Origin of the sequence: Methylobacterium oryzihabitans, from assembly GCF_004004555.2 — a bacterium.
Classification (GTDB): domain Bacteria; phylum Pseudomonadota; class Alphaproteobacteria; order Rhizobiales; family Beijerinckiaceae; genus Methylobacterium; species Methylobacterium oryzihabitans.
On sequence record NZ_SACP01000008.1, the window covers coordinates 118552 to 136261 of the forward strand.

Below are 17710 nucleotides of genomic sequence, written 5' to 3' on the forward strand. Positions count from 1 at the left end.
GACTTCCGCATCGCGAAGCGATCGATCGGAAATCGTATGATACGATTTCCGAGCGAAACGGCCGAGAAGCCGGATCACGCGGCCGCGGCGAGGCGCGTCCGCTCGACCGGCATGGCCTGCTCCACCGCCGCGGCGGCGAGCTGCGCGGTCGCGGCGGACAGGGTCCAGCCGAGATGGCCGTGGCCGGTGTTGTAGAAGATGCCGGGCCGCTTGCCGGGGCCGACGCGGGGCAGCATGCCGGGCAGCATCGGGCGCAGGCCGCTCCAGGCCACGACCCGGTCGGTCGCGACCTGCGGGAACTGCTCGCGGGTCCAGCGCACCAGCGGCTCGATGCGGTCGTGCCGGATGTCGCGGTTGAAGCCGTTGAACTCCGCGGTGCCGGCGACCCGGAAGCGGTCGCGGCCGAGCCGGCTGGTGACGATCTTGGTCGCGTCGTCGAGGATGCTGACCGTCGGCGCCGCGTCCTGGCTCTCGGGCGTGTGCAGGTTGACGGTGATCGAGTAGCCTTTGACGGGATAGATGTTCAGGCGGTCGCCGAGGGCGGCGGCGAGAGTGCGGCTGGCGCAGCCGGCGCAGATCACCACCCCGTCGACCTCGACCGGCTCCCAGGTCTGGATGCGGTCGTCGCCGTCGTCGCGGGCCACCGGCAGCCAGCGGATCTGGTAGCCGCCCGCCGGCAGCGGCGCGATCGCCTCGATGGCCGAGTCGTAGCGGAACCGCACGCCCTTGCGGGCGCAGGCCTCGGCGAGGCCGCGGGTGAACTTGTGGATGTCGCCGGTCGAGTCGGACGGGGTGAAGAAGCCGCCGTGATAGGAGCCCTTCAGGGTCGGCTCGATCGCCCGGATCTCCTCCGGGGTGATCGCGCGGCGCTCCAGGCCGCCCTCCTGCAGCAGGGCGTTGACCGCCGCCGCCTTCTCGAACCCGGCCTTGTCGCGGTAGAAGTGCAGGATGCCGCGGCGCTCGAGGTTGAAGTCGATCTTCTCGCGCTCGGCCATCGCGAACATGTGCTCGCGCGAGGCCAGGGCGAGGCGCACCGTCTCGATCGTGTTGGCCCGGTAGTTGCCGATCTGGCCGATGAACTCGGCCATCCAGGAATACTTGTGCCAGCTCGGCTTCGGGTTGACGAGGAGCGGCGCGTCGCGCCGGGCCATCCACTTGATGCCCTGGAGGATGGTCGAGGTCTTGTTCCACACCTCGGCGTTGCTGACCGAGAGCTGGCCGCCATTGGCGAAGGAGGTCTCCATCGCCGAGTAGCGGTTGCGGTCGAAGACGGTGACGTCGTAGCCGCGCTCGATCAGGGCGTAGGCGGTGGTCACGCCGGTGATGCCGGCACCGATGACGGCGATATGGGGCATGGGATCAGGTCCTGAACACGAGAGTCGCCTGTGGTCCGGCTCGGCCGGCCCGCTGCGCCCCATCTGTCACGGTACCTGAGAGCTTCGTCCGCCGGCTCAGGCCCGCGGCGTTCCCCTTCGGTGGACGCCTTGTTTCAGGCGCCTCTCTCCAGATCGTCCGGACGGCACGGTCCTGGGTGCCTGAGAGTTTCCGGGGCGGTTGCTCCGTCGGCGCCGGATGTCTCGCGACCTCCGGTCTCTCCCGTGTCGTCCTGTGGACTTTGGTACGGGTACACCTCCCGGCCGGGACCCGCAACCGGGGCCGTGGCGGGATCGGCGGCAATCCACGAACAAAAATTTGGCATTGGCGGTTGTGGCCGGGGAGAGGGTTCGGAATGCTGGTCTACGGCGACGTGATCCGGGAGGAGCCGGTCGGGGAGGTGATCGACCGGATCGCCGCGGCCCTGCGGGGGCTGCCCGGGCGGCCGGCCGGCCTCGACCGGCACGCGGCCCTGGCCGGCCTCCTGCTCGATGCCTCGGGGCTGGCCCAGGGCCTCGCCGACGCCGCCTTCGCCGAGAATGGCGGCCGCGACGGGACCGGCGGAGCGCCCGAGGCCGCCGGGCTGCTCGTCGCCGGCCTCGCCCGGTCGGTGTGGGCGTCGTGGCGCAGCGGCTTCGCCGAGCAGCCGGCGCCGGGCCTCGACGGTCTCGCCGGCCTCGCCCGCGCGTCGACGCCCGCCACCGTCGCGGTCCGGCTGCCGGAGGGGCACGCCTTCTACGCCGTCTATCCCGAGGGCCACGCCGTCGCGGCACGGGCCTCCGGGCTGCCGGCGGCGACGCGGGTCGTCGGCATCCGCAGCATCGGGACGTCGCTCGGGGCGATGGTCGCCGCCGGCATCAGTGCGGCGCCGCCGGTGACGGTCCGTCCGACCGGGCATCCGTTCGCGCGGCGGCTGAGCCTGTCGCCGGCGGCCGAGACCCGGCTCCTCGGGGCGCCGGGCTACGCCGTCGCCGACGAGGGGCCCGGCCTGTCCGGCAGCTCGTTCGGCGCCGTCGCCGATGCGCTGGAGGATCGCGGCGTCGCGCCCGGGCGCATCGCGTTCTTCCCGAGCCACGGGGGCGCCCCGGGTCCGCGGGCCTCGGAGCGCCACCGGGCGCGCTGGGAGCGGGCCGCCCGGCACTGGATCGGGTTCGACGACCTGATTCTGCACGCCGAAACGCCGGCGCACCGGCTCGCCACCTGGGCCGCCGGCCTCCTCGGCCCCCTCGACGGCCCCCTCGGCGACCTGTCCGGCGGCGCGTGGCGCCGGCGGGTTCTTTCCGACGAGGCCGACTGGCCGGGCACCTGCGGCTGGCAGGAGCGCCGCAAGTTCGTCGCCGCGGCCGGCGGCCGGACCTGGCTGCTCAGGTTCGCCGGGCTCGGGCGGGAGGGCGAGCGCAAGCTCGCCCGCGCCCGCGCGCTGGCGGCGGCCGGGTTCACGCCGGAGCCGGCCGGGCTGCTGCACGGGTTCCTGGTCGAACGCTGGCACGGCGAGGCCCGGCCGCTCGACCCCTCCCGCGCCGATCCCGCGGCGCTGGCCGCACGGGTCGGGGCCTATCTCGGGTTCAGGGCCAGGTGCTTCCCGGCTGCGGCGCCGGGAGCCGGCCTCGACCGGCTGATGGAGATGGCGCGCCACAATGCCGGCGCGGCGCTCGGGGCCGGGATCGTCCGGCGCTTCGACCGCTGGAGCCCCGGCGACCTGCGCCGCCTCGCGCACGCGGTGCGGCCGGTCGAGACCGACAACCGGATGCAGCCCTGGGAATGGCGGGTCCTGCCCGACGGCAGGATCCTCAAGACCGACGCCCTCGACCACCATGCCGGCCACGACCTCGTCGGCTGCCAGGACGTCGCCTGGGACGTGGTCGGGGCCGAGGCCGAACTCGGGCTGCCGGCGGAGCGCCTCGCCGCCCGGGTCGCCGAGGCCGCGGGCCGGGCGCCCGACCCGGCGCTGCTCGCCCTGCTGCGACCGTGCTACCGCGCCTTCCGGCTCGGCGCCCTCGCGATGGCGGCGGACGGCGCCGACCCGGCCGAGGCCGGGCGCCTGCGCCGGGAGGCGGAGAGTCACGCCGCGCGGCTGGCGACGATCCTCGACGGCGGCTGAGCGCCGGCGGGGCGAATTTTTGCCCGCGGCCGGTGTCCGGCGGCGCACCCCGTGCCTAGTTGCGGGGCACAAGATCCTCCTGCTCGCAGCCCGAGGCCCCCGCATGACCGCTCATCCCGCCTTCGCGCCCGGCCGCGCCGCCCTCGTCACCGGCGGCGCCAGCGGCATCGGGCTCGCCGCCGCCTGCGACTTCGCCCGCCGCGGGATGCGGGTGGCGATCGCCGACCTGCCGGGCGAGGCCCTCGACGCCGCCGCGCGGGCGGCCGCCGAGGCCGCGCCGGGCGGCGAGGCGATGGTCCGGGCGATCCCGACCGACGTCGCCGACCGGGCCGCGGTCGAGGCGCTGCGCGAGGCCGCGACCGCCGCCTTCGGGGCGCCCTCGGTGGTGATGGCCAATGCCGGCATCGAGGCGGGCGGGCGGTTCTTCTCCGATCCCGCCACCTGGGAGCGGATCCTCGGCGTCAACCTGTGGGGCGTCGTCAACGTCGTGCAGGCGTTCCTGCCGGCGATGATCGAGGCCGGCGGGCCCGGGGCGGTCGTCGTCACCGGATCGAAGCAGGGCATCACCACGCCGCCGGGCAACACGCCCTACAACGTCAGCAAGGCCGGGGTGAAGGTCGTCGCCGAGGCGCTGGCGCACGAGCTGCGGGAGCGCGGCGCGCCGATCAGCGCCCACCTGCTGATTCCGGGATTCGTCTATACCGGCCTCACCCGCGCCCGCGGCGCCACCGAGAAGCCGGCCGGCGCCTGGACGCCGGAGGAGACGGTGGCGCGGATGCACGAGGGTCTGGCGGCCGGCGAGTTCTACATCCTGTGCCCGGACAACGAGACCACGCGCGCGCAGGACGAGAAGCGCATCCTGTGGGCGGCGGGCGACATCGTGCACAACCGCCCGGCGCTGTCGCGCTGGCACCCCGACCACAAGGACGCCTTCGCGGCCCACATGCAGGCGTGAGCCGCACCCGGACCGCGTTGCCTGGACTGCCTTGGCGGTCCGCTTGCATCAGGCCGACCACGAAGCCGGGAGACCGAGACCTCGCATGCCCAAGATCATTCCCGTCGCGTCCTTCGACGGCGTCGTGTTCGGCGCGACCGGCGACCTCACGATGCGCAAGCTGCTGCCGGCCCTGTACTACCGGTTCCGCGACCGGCAGATCCCGGAGGCGAGCCGCATCATCGCGGCGGCGCGCAGCCGGCATTCCGACGAGGAGTTCCGCGGCATGGCCGCCGAGGCCCTGCGGCGCCACGTCCCCGCCGCCGACCTCTCGGCGGAGACGGTCGAGGGCTTTCTCGCCCACGTCACCTACGTCGCGGTCGACGGCGCCGGCGAGAACGGGTGGGACGACCTGACGGCCCTGCTCGACGAGCGCCCGGACCAGATCCGCTCGTACTACCTCGCCACCTCGCCGAGCCTGTACGGTGCGATCTGCCGCAACCTCAGCGAGCACGGGCTGATCGGCGAGCGCTCCCGGGTGGTGCTGGAGAAGCCGATCGGGCACGACCTCGCCTCGGCCCGGGCGATCAACGATCAGGTCGGCCGGGTCTTTCCCGAGACGCAGATCTTCCGCATCGACCACTATCTCGGCAAGGAGACGGTGCAGAACCTGCTGGCCCTGCGCTTCGCCAACACGATCTTCGAGCGGCTGTGGAACGCCGACGTCATCGACCACGTCCAGATCACGGTGGCGGAGACCGTCGGGGTCGAGGGCCGCGGCGGCTACTACGACACGTCCGGCGCGCTGCGCGACATGCTGCAGAACCACATGCTGCAGCTCCTGTGCCTCATCGCCATGGAGAGCCCGCTCTCCCTCGATGCCGACGCGGTGCGCGACGAGAAGCTGAAGGTGCTGCGGGCGCTGAAGCCGATCCCGGCGCACGAGGTGCCGCACTGCACCGTGCGCGGGCAGTACGTCGCCGGCGCCGTCGACGGCAAGCCGGTGCCGGGCTACCTCACGGATCTCGGCGGCGAGGCCCGCAGCCACACCGAGACCTTCGTGGCGCTGAAGCTCGAACTGATGACGCCGCGCTGGGCCGGGGTGCCGTTCTACCTGCGCACCGGCAAGCGGCTGCCGCAGAAGATGTCCGAGATCGTGGTGCAGTTCCGCTCCTCGCCGTTCAGCATCTTCCCGGCCGGCTCGTTCGGGCGCGAGCCGAACCGGCTGGTGATCCGGCTCCAGCCGCAGGAAGGCATCCGGCTCGAGGTGATGACCAAGGAGCCGGGCCCGGGCGGGATGCGCCTGCGCGCCACCGGCCTCGACATCAGCTTCGAGGAGACCTTCAACCAGCGCTATCCGGACGCCTACGAGCGGCTGCTGATGGACGTGGTGCGCGGCAACGCCACCCTGTTCATGCGCCGCGACGAGGTCGAGGCGGCCTGGGCCTGGGCCGACGGCCTGCTCCAGACCTGGGCCGAGAGCCCCGAGCCGCCCCGGCCCTACGCCGCCGGCACCTGGGGCCCGACCGCGGCGATCGCGCTGATCGAGCGCGACGGGCGGACGTGGCACGAGGATCTCGGCTGAGGCTCGACGTTCAGACCACCCGCGGCGCCCGCAGGGCGGCGAGGATGAAGGCGATCATCGCGTCGAGTTCCGGCGCGAGGTCCTCCGGGCATTTGAGGATCAGCAGCGGGTGGCAGAACCGCAGGATCGCGGTGTGGATGCAGCGGCCCGCCACGTCCGGGTCCTGCGGCGCGAACTCGCCGCGGGCGACGCCCTCCGCCACCACCCGCGACAGCACGTTGGTGATGCGGTCGACGTGGACCCGGCAGACGTCCCAACTCTCGGACATCGCCGCCTCGATCATCTCGTGCATGCGCGGGTGCGTCTCGCACCGCTCCAGCGCGTCGCGGTGCATCACCGTGACGATGTCGCGCAGCCGCTCGGCGGCGCCGAGGCCCGGCCGGTCCGCGATCACCGTGATCCGCGCCTCGGCCTCGGCGATGAGGCGGCCGACCACGGCTTCGTTGATCGCCTTCTTCGACTCGAAGAACCGGTAGACGTTCGCCGGGCTCATCCGCAGGGTCTTGGCGATGTCGGCGACGGTGGTCTTCTGGTAGCCGATCTCCCGGAAGAACCGCTCGGCGGTCTGGAGGATGCGGCATCGGGTCGAGGGCGCGGCCTCCTCGGGAGCGAGGCGGGTGTCGAGAGCGGGGATCATCCTCCGAGCCTATCGTGCCGTGCCGTCCGGGCAAAACGCGGGGCCATCCCGCGACGTCAGTTTCCGGCGGGTGTCGCCCGAGGGCGACAGCCGGCTCACGAACCGAACTGCGACCCCAACTGTTCCAGATACTCGGCGAGGTCGAGGCCGGCGACCTGCTCGCCGTAGTCGAAGCGCCGTCCGGCCCGGATCTCGACGCTGTCGCGCTGCGTCGTCAGCGTGAAACCGCGGGTGCAGACCCAGCCATCCCGGCGGTGCTCGAAGTAGTCGAGAATCTCATGCTTGGCCACGATTGGCTCCCGTCACAATCGTGACGATAACGTGGCAGAGCCGCAAAAGGTTCAGGCCCCCGCCCGGCGGGCGGGAGCCGCGTCGTCTCCGGCCGCGTCAGGCCGCCGGGATCAGGGCGCCGGTGCGGTCGTGGAAGTCGGGGCCGTTGACCGTGCGGGCGACGTGGCCGGCGCGGATCAGGAAGTCGCCGAAGCGCTCGCCCGGGTTGCGGCCCCTGGCGTAGGCGCCGAACAGCGGATCGAGCGTCGCCCGGATCTCCCCGGCCGAGACGTCGTCGGCGTAGAGCTTGCCGAGACGCGAGCCGTCGAAGGCCGCCCCGAGATAGAGGTTGTAGCGCTCGGGCCCGCGCCCGACGAGGCCGATCTCGGCGATGAACGGCCGGGCGCAGCCGTTGGGGCAGCCGGTCATCCGGATGGTGATCTCGTCGTCCTGGAGGCCGTGCGCCGCGAGGCTCTCCTCCAGCTCGCCGACGAGGCTCGGCAGGTAGCGCTCGCTCTCGGCGAGCGCGAGGCCACAGGTCGGCAGCGCCACGCAGGCGAGGCTGTTGCGGCGCAGCGCCCCGGCCCCGGTGGCGAGCCCGTATTCCTCGACCAGGGCGTCGATCTCGGCCTTCCGGTCGGCCGGGACGTTGGCGATGATGACGTTCTGGTTGCCGGTGAGGCGGAAGTCGCCCTGGTGGACCTCGGCGATGCGGCGCAGGCCCGACAGGATCCGCGGCCCGTCCTCGTGGTCCTTGATCCGGCCCGAGGCGACGTAGAGAGTCAGGTGGTGGCGGCCGTCCTCGCCCTCGACCCAGCCGTAGCGGTCGCCGTTGTGCTCGAACCGGAACGGCTTCGGATCCTGGAGCGGCTTGCCGACCCGGCGCTCGACCTCCTCGCGGAACGCCTTCAGGCCGTAGCGCTCGATCGTGTACTTGAGGCGGGCGTTCTTGCGCACCTTGCGGTTGCCCCAGTCGCGCTGGACGGTCATCACCGCCTCGGCGACCTTCAGGGCGTCGGCCGGCTCGCAGTACAGCATCACGTCGGCGGTGCGCGGGAAGGTGTCGGTCTCGCCGTGGGTCATGCCCATGCCGCCGCCGACGGTGACGTTCCAGCCCTTCACCTTGTTCTTCTTGTCGAGGATCGCGATGAAGCCGAGGTCGTGGGCGAAGATGTCGACCTCGTTGATCGGCGGGACCGCGACCACGGTCTTGAACTTCCGCGGCAGGTAGGTCTTGCCGTAGACCGGCTCCAGCACCGCCTCGTCCTCGCCGCCGACGACGCGCTCGCCGTCGAGCCAGATCTCGCGCCAGGCGTTGGTCTTCGGCAGCAGGCCGTCCGAGATGCCCTTGGCGAGGTCGTAGGCCGCCTTGTGGGCGCCGGTCTGGGCCGGGTTGGTGGCGGACATCACGTTGCGGTTGACGTCGCCGCAGGCCGCGATGGTGTCGAGCAGCGCGCCGTCGATCGCCGCCATCGTGCGCTTGAGGTTCGACTTGATGACGCCGTGATACTGGAACGTCTGCCGGGTCGTCGCCCGGAGCGTCCCGTTGGCGTAGGTGCGGGCGATGTCGTCGAGGATCAGCCACTGCTTCGGCGTCACGACGCCGCCGGCGATGCGCAGGCGGATCATGAACGAGAACGCCTTCTCGAGCTTCTTCTTCGTCCGCTCGGCGCGAAGGTCGCGGTCGTCCTGCAGGTACATCCCGTGGAACTTCACGAGCTGCCCGTCATCGTCGGAGATCGCGCCGGTGGCGTGCTTGAGCAGCCCGTCCGCGAGGGTGCCGCGCAGGTAACCGCTGGCGATCTTGATGTGCTCGTTCGCCGACAGCTTGGCGGCGCGGGCGGCCTCGGCCTCGGTGATCGGCCGCTCGGCCGGCGGGGTCTCGTAGGTGCGCTTGGGGGCGGGCGCGGCGGGCTTGTGGTCGTCCATGGTGGTGTCCGTTCGGTCGCTGGGGCTGCGTCCTGGCATCGGGGGGCGGTCCAACCCGGACCACAGCCTTCCGGAAAGGCGCTTCCACCTCTCCCACTCGGGCTTGCAGATTCACACAACGGGTGGTGCGCGTTCTCCTCGCCCCGCTTGCGGGGAGAGGGCTGTGTCCCCCCTTGTTGGGGGACACAGCGAGGCGGCAGCCGAAGGTGAGGGGGCGGTGCCGAAGGAGCCTTCTCCGGATTCGCCCCCTCACCCTCGCCCTTCGGGCTTCCTTCGCCCCCGACAAGGGGGAGTGGGATCGTTCCGATCCCCAAGGCCTCTCCCCGCAAGCGGGGCGAGGAGAGAACCCGCGCCTCTTTGAGAATGTTTGAACGCTGTAGCCCTCTCGGCAGTGGGAATCCCGCGCTGTCTCAATACACGTCCTGCTGGTAGCGTCTGGCCTTCTCCAGCGCCGCCACCGCCGCCTCGGCGGCCTCCGACGAGAGCGCCTTCACGTCGGCATAGGCCCGCACCACGGCGGCGCGCACGTCCTTGGCCATCGCCTTGGCGTCGCCGCAGACGTAGAAATGGGCACCGCCGTCGAGCCAGTCCACCAGTTGGCGGCGATGCTCGAACAGCCGGTCCTGGACGTAGATCTTCTCCGGCTGGTCGCGGGAGAACGCCACGTCGATGCGCGCGAGCGAGCCGTCCTCCAGCGCGTCCTGCCATTCGAGCTGGTACAGGAAGTCGTGGGTGAAGTGGCGGTCGCCGAAGAACAGCCAGTTGCGGCCGGGGGCCTCGCTGGCGCGGCGCTCCTGCACGAAGGCGCGGAACGGGGCGACGCCGGTGCCGGGGCCGACCATGATGACGTCGGTCGCCGGATCGGCCGGCAGGCGGAAGTGGCGGTTGGGTTTCACCCGCACCTTCAGCTTGGCGCCGTTGCGGATCCGATCGGCGACGTGGACCGAGGCGACGCCGGACCGGGCGCGGCCGTGGGTCTCGTAGCGCACCGCCGCGATGGTGAGGTGGGCCTCGTCGCCGACCTCCTTGCGCGAGGAGGCGATCGAGTAGGCCCGCGGCGGCAGCGGCCGGGTGATCTCCGACAGGTGCGCGGCGGTGAGCTTGGCCGGGTAGGTCTCGATCAGGTCGACGAGGTGGCGGCCCTCGATCCAGGCGCGGACCTCGCCGTTGTCGATCAGCCGGCGGGCCTCCTCGTGGCCGGTCGCCTTGACGAAGCGCTCGATCGTCGCGCTCGACAGGGTGGTGATGTCGCGCTCGGCGAGCAGCGCCTGCCGCAGCGCCGCGTCGCCCTCCAGCCCGGCGGCCTTGAGGATCTGGTCGACCAGCGCCGGGTCGTTCTCGGGATAGAGTTCGAGCGAGTCGCCGGGCTCGTAGGCCGGGGCGCCGTCCTCGAAGGCGAGGGCGAGGTGGATCGTCTCCTTGTCGGAGCGCGACGAGTTCAAGTTGACGTGCTCGATCACCTCGGCGGTGACGGGCTCGCGGCTGACCTCGGCCTCGTCGGCGTCCACAGCAGCAGCGCGGGCGAAATCCACCGCCACGACGTTGCCGGCGGGCTCGGCCGGAGCGAGCGCCTTGAGGGCGCCCTTGATCCACTCGGCGGCCGGCTTGTCGAAGTCGAGGTCGCAATCGACCCGGTCGAGCACCCGCTCGGCCCCGAGCTCGGCCAGCCGGGCGTCGAGGCGCTTCCCGATGGCGCAGAACTCGGCATACGACGTGTCGCCGAGCGCCAGGACGCCGAACTTCACGCCGTCGAGGCGCGGCGCGCCCTCGCCCATCAGCTCGCCATAGGCCCGCACCGCCCGGGCCGGCGGCTCGCCCTCGCCCCAGGTCGCCGCGATGACGACGAGGCGCTTCTCGCGGCCGAGGGCGGCGACGTCGAGATCGGCGAAGTCGACGGTCTTGGGCTTGAAGCCGTTCTTGCGCGCGAGCTTGGCGACGTCCCCGGCGAGCTTCTCCGAGTTCCCGGACTCGCTCGCGAACACGATTGTCAGCGGCTCGGCCGCCCGCGGAGGCGCGGCGGGGGCCGCGGCCTCGACGGCGGGCGCCCCGGCGGCGGCGTCGAGCCCGGCGAGGAAGCCGGTGAGCCAGGCGCGCTGGAGCGGCGTCGCCGCGACGAGGGCGGCATCGAGATGGGCCCGCTCGGCGTCGCCGAAGGGGGCCGTGCGGGGAAGGAGCGCGGGGCGTGACATGACGGGCACCATGTGAGGGCGCGATCGGACGGAGTCAATGGGAATGTTCTTTTTGAAGAACGCGACTCCGGGAGATCGTTGTTATCGCGGATGCGAAAGCCAGGAGATTTTTATTCTCCTCCGGCCACGACGCGGAGAGTCGGGCCGGGGGGTGAGGCGGGCAGCGGCAGGGCCGTGGTGCTCTTCACCTTCTCCATCGCGAAGCGCGAGGTGACGTTCTTGAGCGGCAGCGAGGCGATGAGGCGCTTGTAGAAGGCGTCGTAGGCCTGCATGTCGGCCACCACGACCCGCAGCATGTAGTCGACGTCCCCGGCCATCCGGTAGAATTCGAGCACCTCCGGCATCGCCGCGACCGCGGTGGCGAACCGCTCCAGCCACTCGCGGGAATGGTCGCTCGTCTCCACGGAGACGAAGACGGTGAGGCCGAGGCCGAGCTTGACCGGATCGAGCACGGCGACGCGGCGGTCGATGACCCCGTCCGCTTCCAGGCGCTGGATGCGCTTCCAGCACGGCGTCTGCGACAAGCCGACGCGCTCGCCGATCTGGGCGATCGACAGCGTCGCGTCGGTCTGCAGCAGGGCGAGGATCTTCAGGTCGATCGCATCCATGCGCGCCTCCTGTTCTGGCGAGATGATGACCCAGCGGGAACCCGGGCGGCGGAGAAGGACTTTCTTCGCAGGCCGTGTCCGGCCCCCTATCCGGGGGTCGGCGCGCGACGGCGCGGCGGCACGAAAGATGGTGTGCGCAACGCAGGCATGCCTTGACAGTGTTCGGTATAGCGAACAGTTACCCCCTCGGACAAGCAGCCTTCCAGCGTATCTCATGCCTCTCTCCCTCGACCGCGCGGCGCAGGACCTCGCCTCGGCGCTCCTGCCGCTGAGCCTGCCGCAGCGCCTCGCCCTGATCGACCGCACGGTCGCGGGCCGGCTCGTGTTCACCACGAGCTTCGGCCTGGAGGATCAGGCGCTGACCCACTTCCTGCGGATGGCGAAGTCGCGGGCCGAGATCGTGACCCTCGATACCGGCCGGCTCTTCCCGGAGACCTACGACACCTGGGCCGAGACCGAGGTCGCCTACGACTTCCGCATCCGCGCCTACGCGCCGGAGCGCGAGGCCGAGGAGGCCTACGTCGCCGAGCGCGGCATCAACGGCTTCCGCCACTCGGTCGAGGCGCGGCAGGCCTGCTGCGGCTTCCGCAAGGTCGTGCCGCTCGGCCGCGCGCTCGACGGCGCCGCCGGCTGGCTCACCGGCCTGCGCGCCGGCCAGTCGGCCAACCGCGCCGACACGCCCCTCGCCGAGGCCGACGAGGCCCGCGGCCTCATCAAGATCAACCCGCTCGCCGACTGGTCGCGCGAGCAGGTCGCCGAGGCGGTGCGGCAGAACTTCGTGCCCTACAACGTGCTGCACGACCGCGGCTTCCCGTCGATCGGCTGCGCCCCCTGCACCCGCGCGGTGAAGGTCGGCGAGCCCGAGCGGGCCGGCCGCTGGTGGTGGGAGCAGCAATCCAAGCAGGAATGCGGGCTGCACGTCGCCCCGGTCGCCGCCCCCGGCGAGGAGCCTGCCGCCTTCGAGGGCAGCGCCTCCTCTCTCTCTTCCTCGAATCCGGAGCTGGCCGCATGAGCGCCGCCGCCACCCTGGCCGATCCGGCCGACCTCACGACCCGCCTCACCCACCTCCAGCGCCTGGAGGCGGAGAGCATCCACATCTTCCGGGAGACGGTCGCCGAGACCGAGAACCCGGTGATGCTGTACTCGATCGGCAAGGACTCGTCGGTCCTGCTGCACCTCGCCCTGAAGGCGTTCGCCCCGGGCAAGCTGCCGTTCCCGCTGCTCCACGTCGACACGACCTGGAAGTTCCGGGAGATGATCGCCTTTCGCGACGCCCGGGTGAAGGAGCTCGGCCTCGACCTCCTGGTCCACACCAACCAGGACGGGCTCGCCCGCGGCATCGGGCCGATCAGCCACGGCTCCGAGGTCCATACCGACGTGATGAAGACGCAGGCCCTGCGGCAGGCGCTCGACAAGCACAAGTTCGACGCAGCCTTCGGCGGCGCGCGCCGCGACGAGGAGGCGAGCCGGGCCAAGGAGCGCATCGTCAGCTTGCGCACCGCCCAGCACCGCTGGGACCCCAAGCGCCAGCGCGCCGAGCCCTGGCACCTCTACAACATGCGCAAGCAGAGGGGCGAGTCCCTGCGGGTCTTCCCGCTGTCGAACTGGACCGAGCTGGATATCTGGCTCTACATCGCCCAGGAGAACATCCCGATCGTGCCGCTGTACTACGCCGCCGAGCGCCCGGTGGTGAGCCGCGACGGCCAGCTCATCATGGTCGACGACGCGCGGCTGCCGCTCGAACCCGGCGAGACCCCGGAGACCCGGCTGGTCCGGTTCCGCACGCTGGGCTGCTACCCGCTGACCGGCGCGGTCGAGAGCCCGGCCGCGACCCTGCCCGAGATCATCGGCGAGACGCTGGCCGCCCGCACCTCCGAGCGGCAGGGTCGGGTGATCGACAAGGACGGCGCCGGCGCCATGGAGCGCAAGAAGCAGGAAGGCTACTTCTGATGACCCTGCACCAGACTCCCCGCGCCTTCGGCTACGAGGCCTTCCTGGCGACGCACCAGCGCAAGGAAGTGCTGCGCTTCATCACCTGCGGCTCGGTCGACGACGGCAAGTCGACCCTGATCGGCCGGCTCCTGCACGACACCAAGCAGATCTTCGACGATCAGGTCAGCGCGCTGGAGCGCGACTCGCGCCGGCACGGCACCCGCGGCGGCGCGCTCGATCTCGCGCTCCTCGTCGACGGCCTCCAGGCCGAGCGCGAGCAGGGCATCACCATCGACGTCGCCTACCGGTTCTTCTCGACCGACCGGCGCTCGTTCATCGTCGCCGACACCCCCGGCCACGAGCAGTACACCCGCAACATGGCGACCGGCGCCTCGACCGCCGAGGTCGCGGTGCTGCTGGTCGACGCCCGCAAGGGCCTGTCGCGCCAGACCCGGCGCCATGCCCTGCTGGTCTCAATGCTCGGCATCCGCCGCGTCGTGCTCGCCGTCAACAAGATGGACCTGATCGGCTGGTCGCAGGACCGGTTCGAGGCCATCGTCGCCGACTTCGACGGCTTCGCCCGGGATCTCGGCTTCGCCGAGGTGGCGGCCATCCCGCTCTCGGCGGCCAACGGCGACAACGTCGTGCTGCCGGGCGCCGCCGCCGACTGGTACGAGGGCAAGCCCCTGCTCCAGTACCTCGAAGAGGTCCCGACCCACGAGGGCGAGGAGGCGGCACCGTTCCGCATGGCGGTGCAGTGGGTCAACCGGCCCAATTCCGACTTCCGCGGCTTCTCGGGCCTGATCGCCTCGGGCCGCGTCGCACCGGGCGACGCCGTCGTCGAACTCCCCTCGGGCCGCTCCACCACGGTCGCGCGGATCTACACCGCCGACGGCGACCTGCCCGAGGCGGTGGCCGGCCAGTCCGTCACCCTGGTGCTCGCCGAGGAGATCGACGCCTCGCGCGGCAGCGTCATCGCGGCCGCCTCCGCGCCGCCGCGGGTCGCCGACCAGATCGACGTGCGCCTGTTCTGGGCCGGCGAGACGCCGCTGGAGGAGGGCGCGACCCTCGTCGCCAAGATCGGCACCGTGACGACGAACGCCACCGTGACGGTCCGCACGCGGGTCGATCCCGAGACCGGGCTGGCCTCGCCGGCCCCGAGCCTCGCGGCCAACGACATCGGCGACGTGGTGCTGAGCCTCGACCGCAAGGTCGCGGTCGACGCCTACCGCGACAACCGCGATACCGGCAGCCTGATCCTGATCGACCGGATCTCGACCGACACCGCGGCGCTCGGCCTCGTCCTCGCGCCGGCCTCGCCGAAGGGCGGCGAGCCCGCGGCGAAGCCGGAGCCCCGCGCCGAGGCCCCCGCCGGCGGCGGCCTCCTGTCCGGCCTGCGCCGGCTGTTCGGCGGCAAGGGCCTGGCCCTTCTCGCCGGCGCCTCGCTCCTCGGCGTCGCCGGGGCGGCGGAGCCGGCGCGCGCCCAGCAGCTCCTCAACGTGTCCTACGACCCGACCCGCGAGCTCTACCGGGCGATCGACGCCGCCTTCGCCAAGGAGTGGAAGGCCAAGACCGGCGAGGCCGTCACGGTGCGCGCCTCGCATGGCGGCTCGGGCGCGCAGGCCCGCTCGGTCATCGACGGGCTGCCGGCCGACGTGGTGACGCTGGCGCTCGCCAGCGACATCGACGCGATCGCCTCGCGCTCGAAGAAGCTGCCGGAGACCTGGCAGTCGCGGCTGCCGCACAACTCGACGCCCTACACCTCGACCATCGTGTTCCTGGTCCGCCAGGGCAACCCGAAGGGTATCAAGGACTGGGACGACCTGGTGAAGCCGGGGATCCAGGTCATCACCCCGAACCCGAAGACCTCGGGCGGGGCGCGCTGGAACTACCTCGCGGCCTATGCCTACGCGCTGGAGAAGAACGGCGGCGACGAGGCCAAGGCGAAGGACTTCCTCGTCGGCCTGTTCAAGAACGTGCCGGTGCTCGACACGGGTGCCCGCGGCGCGACCACGACCTTCGTGCAGCGCGGTCTCGGCGACGTGCTGGTCGCCTGGGAGAACGAGGCCTTCCTCGCCGACGAGGAGTTCGGCAAGGGCAAGTTCGACATCGTCGTGCCGTCGCTGTCGATCCTCGCCGAGCCGCCGGTGTCGCTCGTCGACGCCAACGTCGACCAGAAGGGGACCCGCAAGCAGGCGGAGGCCTACCTGCAGTTCCTCTACACCCCCGAGGCGCAGCGGATCATCGCCAGGAACTACTACCGCCCGCGCGACGAATCGGCCGCCGCCAAGGAGGATCTCGCCCGGTTTCCGAAGCTGAAGCTCGTCACCATCGACGGCGCGTTCGGCGGCTGGGCCAAGGCGCAGAAGACCCACTTCGACGACGGCGGCGTGTTCGACACCATCCTCAAGGCGCGTCAGTGAGCCCCGCGGCCCTGGCGCCGGCCGCCCCGCGCGCGGGGCGGCCGTTCCTGCGCCCGAGCGCGCTGCCCGGATTCCGCCTCACCTTCGGCATCACGGTCACCTACCTGACGCTGGTCGTGCTGCTGCCGCTCGCGGTGCTGCTGCTGCGTGCTTCCGCCATCGGCCCGGCCGGGCTGTGGGCGCTCGTCACCGATTCCCGCAACCTCGCGGCGCTGAAGACCTCGTTCGGCCTCTCGCTCGCGGCGGCCGCCATCGACGCTGTGGCCGGGCTGCTGATCGCCTGGGTCCTGACCCGCTACCGCTTCCCCGGCCGGCGGCTCATCGACGCCCTGGTCGACCTGCCCTTCGCCCTGCCGACCGCGGTCGCGGGCATCGCGCTCGCCGCCCTCTACGCCCCGAACGGCTGGCTCGGCGCGCCGCTCGCCGAACTCGGCATCAAGGTCGCGTACACGCCGCTCGGCATCCTGGTGGCGCTGGTCTTCGTCGGCCTGCCGTTCTGCGTCCGCACGGTGCAGCCGCTGGTGGCCGAGATCGACAAGTCGAGCGAGGAGGCGGCCGCGATCCTGGGCGCCTCGCGATTCCGCGCCCTCGTCACCGTGATCCTGCCGCCGCTGGTCCCCGCGATGCTGACCGGCTTCGCGCTGGCCTTCGCCCGCGCGGTCGGCGAGTACGGCTCGGTGATCTTCGTCGCCGGCAACCTGCCCTACGTCTCCGAGATCGCGCCGCTGCTCATCGTCATCAAGCTCGAGGAGTTCAACTACACCGGCGCCACCGCGATCGCGGCGGTGATGCTGCTGATGTCGTTCTCCGCGCTCCTGGCGATCAACCTGATCCAGGATTACAGCCGGAGGAGGTTCGGTCATGTCTGAGGGCCTGGCCTCCCCCCGGAGCATCGCGGCGCTCACCGAGCCGCGGCCGGTCCGCATCGCCCTGACCGTCGCGGCGGTGGCGTTCCTCGCGCTGTTCCTGCTGCTGCCGCTCGCGGTGGTGTTCACCGAGGCCCTGAGCAAGGGGCTCGGCTCGTTCCTCGACACCTTCGCCGAGCCGGACGCGCAGGCGGCGATCCGCCTGACGCTGCTGGTGGCGGTCATCGCGGTGCCGCTCAACGTCGCGTTCGGGCTCGCCGCCTCCTGGGCGATCGCGAAGTTCGACTTCCGCGGCCGCAACCTGCTCATCACGCTGATCGACCTGCCGTTCTCGGTCTCGCCGGTGGTGGCCGGGCTGATCTACGTCCTGATCTTCGGCGCCCAGGGCCTGCTCGGCCCGTTCCTCCAGCGCCACGGCATCGAGATCATCTTCGCGGTGCCCGGCATCGTGCTGGCGACGGTGTTCGTCACCTTCCCGTTCGTGGCCCGCGAGCTGATCCCGCTGATGCAGGACCAGGGCACCACCGACGAGGAGGCCGCGTTGACCCTCGGGGCGAGCCCCTGGCGGGTCTTCCGGACGGTCACGCTCCCCAACATCCGCTGGGCGCTGCTCTACGGGGTTCTGTTGTGCAACGCCCGGGCAATGGGCGAGTTCGGTGCCGTCTCGGTGGTGTCCGGGCGGATCCGCGGTCTCACCAACACCATGCCGCTCCACGTCGAGATCCTGTACAATGAATACAACTACGTCGCGGCTTTCGGCATCGCCTCTCTCCTGGCTCTCCTGGCCCTCGTCACGCTGGCCGGAAAGACCTTCCTCGAATGGCGCCACGCGGATTCTCTCGCAGGGCGCGGAGGCCACTGA

Annotated in this window: 14 protein-coding genes, 1 pseudogene and 2 riboswitches; of the genes and pseudogenes, 9 read left to right on the forward strand and 6 right to left on the reverse strand. The window is 71.7% G+C overall.

Annotated features, from left to right (window positions below; translation table 11 throughout):
* Positions 1-74 precede the first annotated feature (74 nt).
* On the reverse strand, positions 75-1355 hold the full coding sequence (locus EOE48_RS10160) for a D-amino acid dehydrogenase (RefSeq protein WP_127728682.1): 1281 nt from the start codon (positions 1353-1355) through the stop codon (positions 75-77).
* A 61-nt stretch (positions 1356-1416) separates the two neighbouring features.
* Positions 1417-1509, reverse strand: a riboswitch (glycine riboswitch).
* A 3-nt stretch (positions 1510-1512) separates the two neighbouring features.
* A riboswitch (glycine riboswitch) is annotated at positions 1513-1609 on the reverse strand.
* 120 nt (positions 1610-1729) lie between these two features.
* Here EOE48_RS10160 and EOE48_RS10165 point away from each other — a divergent pair.
* From EOE48_RS10165 to zwf, 3 genes are all read left to right on the forward strand, one after another.
* Complete coding sequence (locus EOE48_RS10165; protein WP_127728683.1) at positions 1730-3475, forward strand: hypothetical protein; 1746 nt, start codon at positions 1730-1732, stop codon at positions 3473-3475.
* A 103-nt stretch (positions 3476-3578) separates the two neighbouring features.
* Positions 3579-4430: an SDR family NAD(P)-dependent oxidoreductase gene (locus EOE48_RS10170; protein WP_127728684.1), complete on the forward strand. Its 852-nt coding sequence runs from the start codon at positions 3579-3581 to the stop codon at positions 4428-4430.
* An 85-nt stretch (positions 4431-4515) separates the two neighbouring features.
* Entirely contained in the window at positions 4516-5994 is a 1479-nt protein-coding gene (gene zwf, locus EOE48_RS10175) for a glucose-6-phosphate dehydrogenase (RefSeq protein ID WP_127728685.1), read from the forward strand.
* A gap of 10 nt (positions 5995-6004) precedes the next feature.
* Here zwf and EOE48_RS10180 read toward each other — a convergent pair whose 3' ends face one another.
* The 5 genes from EOE48_RS10180 to EOE48_RS10200 all read right to left on the reverse strand — a co-directional run bounded on the left by EOE48_RS10180 (position 6005) and on the right by EOE48_RS10200 (position 11627).
* Positions 6005-6631, reverse strand: a complete 627-nt coding sequence (locus tag EOE48_RS10180) for a TetR/AcrR family transcriptional regulator (protein WP_127728686.1) — start codon at positions 6629-6631, stop codon at positions 6005-6007.
* A gap of 95 nt (positions 6632-6726) precedes the next feature.
* Positions 6727-6921 (reverse strand): hypothetical protein, encoded by a 195-nt coding sequence (locus EOE48_RS10185; protein ID WP_127728687.1) that lies wholly within the window; start codon positions 6919-6921, stop codon positions 6727-6729.
* Between the two features lie 97 nt (positions 6922-7018).
* Complete coding sequence (locus tag EOE48_RS10190; protein ID WP_127728688.1) at positions 7019-8830, reverse strand: NADPH-dependent assimilatory sulfite reductase hemoprotein subunit; 1812 nt, start codon at positions 8828-8830, stop codon at positions 7019-7021.
* Positions 8831-9240: 410 nt separating this feature from the next.
* Positions 9241-11019 carry a diflavin oxidoreductase gene (locus EOE48_RS10195; protein WP_127728689.1) on the reverse strand — a complete coding sequence of 593 codons (1779 nt, stop codon included), beginning with the start codon at positions 11017-11019 and terminating at the stop codon, positions 9241-9243.
* 110 nt (positions 11020-11129) lie between these two features.
* The gene (locus EOE48_RS10200; RefSeq protein WP_127728690.1) at positions 11130-11627 is read right to left on the reverse strand and encodes an Lrp/AsnC family transcriptional regulator; all 498 of its coding nucleotides are present in this window, start codon (positions 11625-11627) and stop codon (positions 11130-11132) included.
* A gap of 214 nt (positions 11628-11841) precedes the next feature.
* On the opposite strand from EOE48_RS10200, the gene EOE48_RS10205 reads away from it, so the two are divergent.
* The 6 genes and pseudogenes from EOE48_RS10205 to cysW all read left to right on the forward strand — a co-directional run bounded on the left by EOE48_RS10205 (position 11842) and on the right by cysW (position 17710).
* Positions 11842-12639 (forward strand): phosphoadenylyl-sulfate reductase, encoded by a 798-nt coding sequence (locus EOE48_RS10205; RefSeq protein WP_127728691.1) that lies wholly within the window; start codon positions 11842-11844, stop codon positions 12637-12639.
* The gene (gene cysD / locus EOE48_RS10210; RefSeq protein ID WP_127728692.1) at positions 12636-13577 is read left to right on the forward strand and encodes a sulfate adenylyltransferase subunit CysD; all 942 of its coding nucleotides are present in this window, start codon (positions 12636-12638) and stop codon (positions 13575-13577) included. Before EOE48_RS10205 ends, cysD begins: the two co-directional genes overlap by 4 nt.
* Positions 13577-14974 (forward strand): annotated as a pseudogene (gene cysN / locus EOE48_RS29780) (sulfate adenylyltransferase subunit CysN); the annotation flags it as partial. The gene cysD and the pseudogene cysN, both read left to right, overlap by 1 nt.
* A 6-nt stretch (positions 14975-14980) precedes the next feature.
* Positions 14981-15982, forward strand: a complete 1002-nt coding sequence (locus EOE48_RS29785) for a sulfate ABC transporter substrate-binding protein (protein ID WP_281292744.1) — start codon at positions 14981-14983, stop codon at positions 15980-15982.
* Entirely contained in the window at positions 15979-16851 is an 873-nt protein-coding gene (gene cysT / locus EOE48_RS10220) for a sulfate ABC transporter permease subunit CysT (protein WP_127728694.1), read from the forward strand. The genes EOE48_RS29785 and cysT overlap by 4 nt, the downstream gene beginning before the upstream one ends.
* Entirely contained in the window at positions 16844-17710 is an 867-nt protein-coding gene (gene cysW / locus EOE48_RS10225; RefSeq protein ID WP_127728695.1) for a sulfate ABC transporter permease subunit CysW, read from the forward strand. Before cysT ends, cysW begins: the two co-directional genes overlap by 8 nt.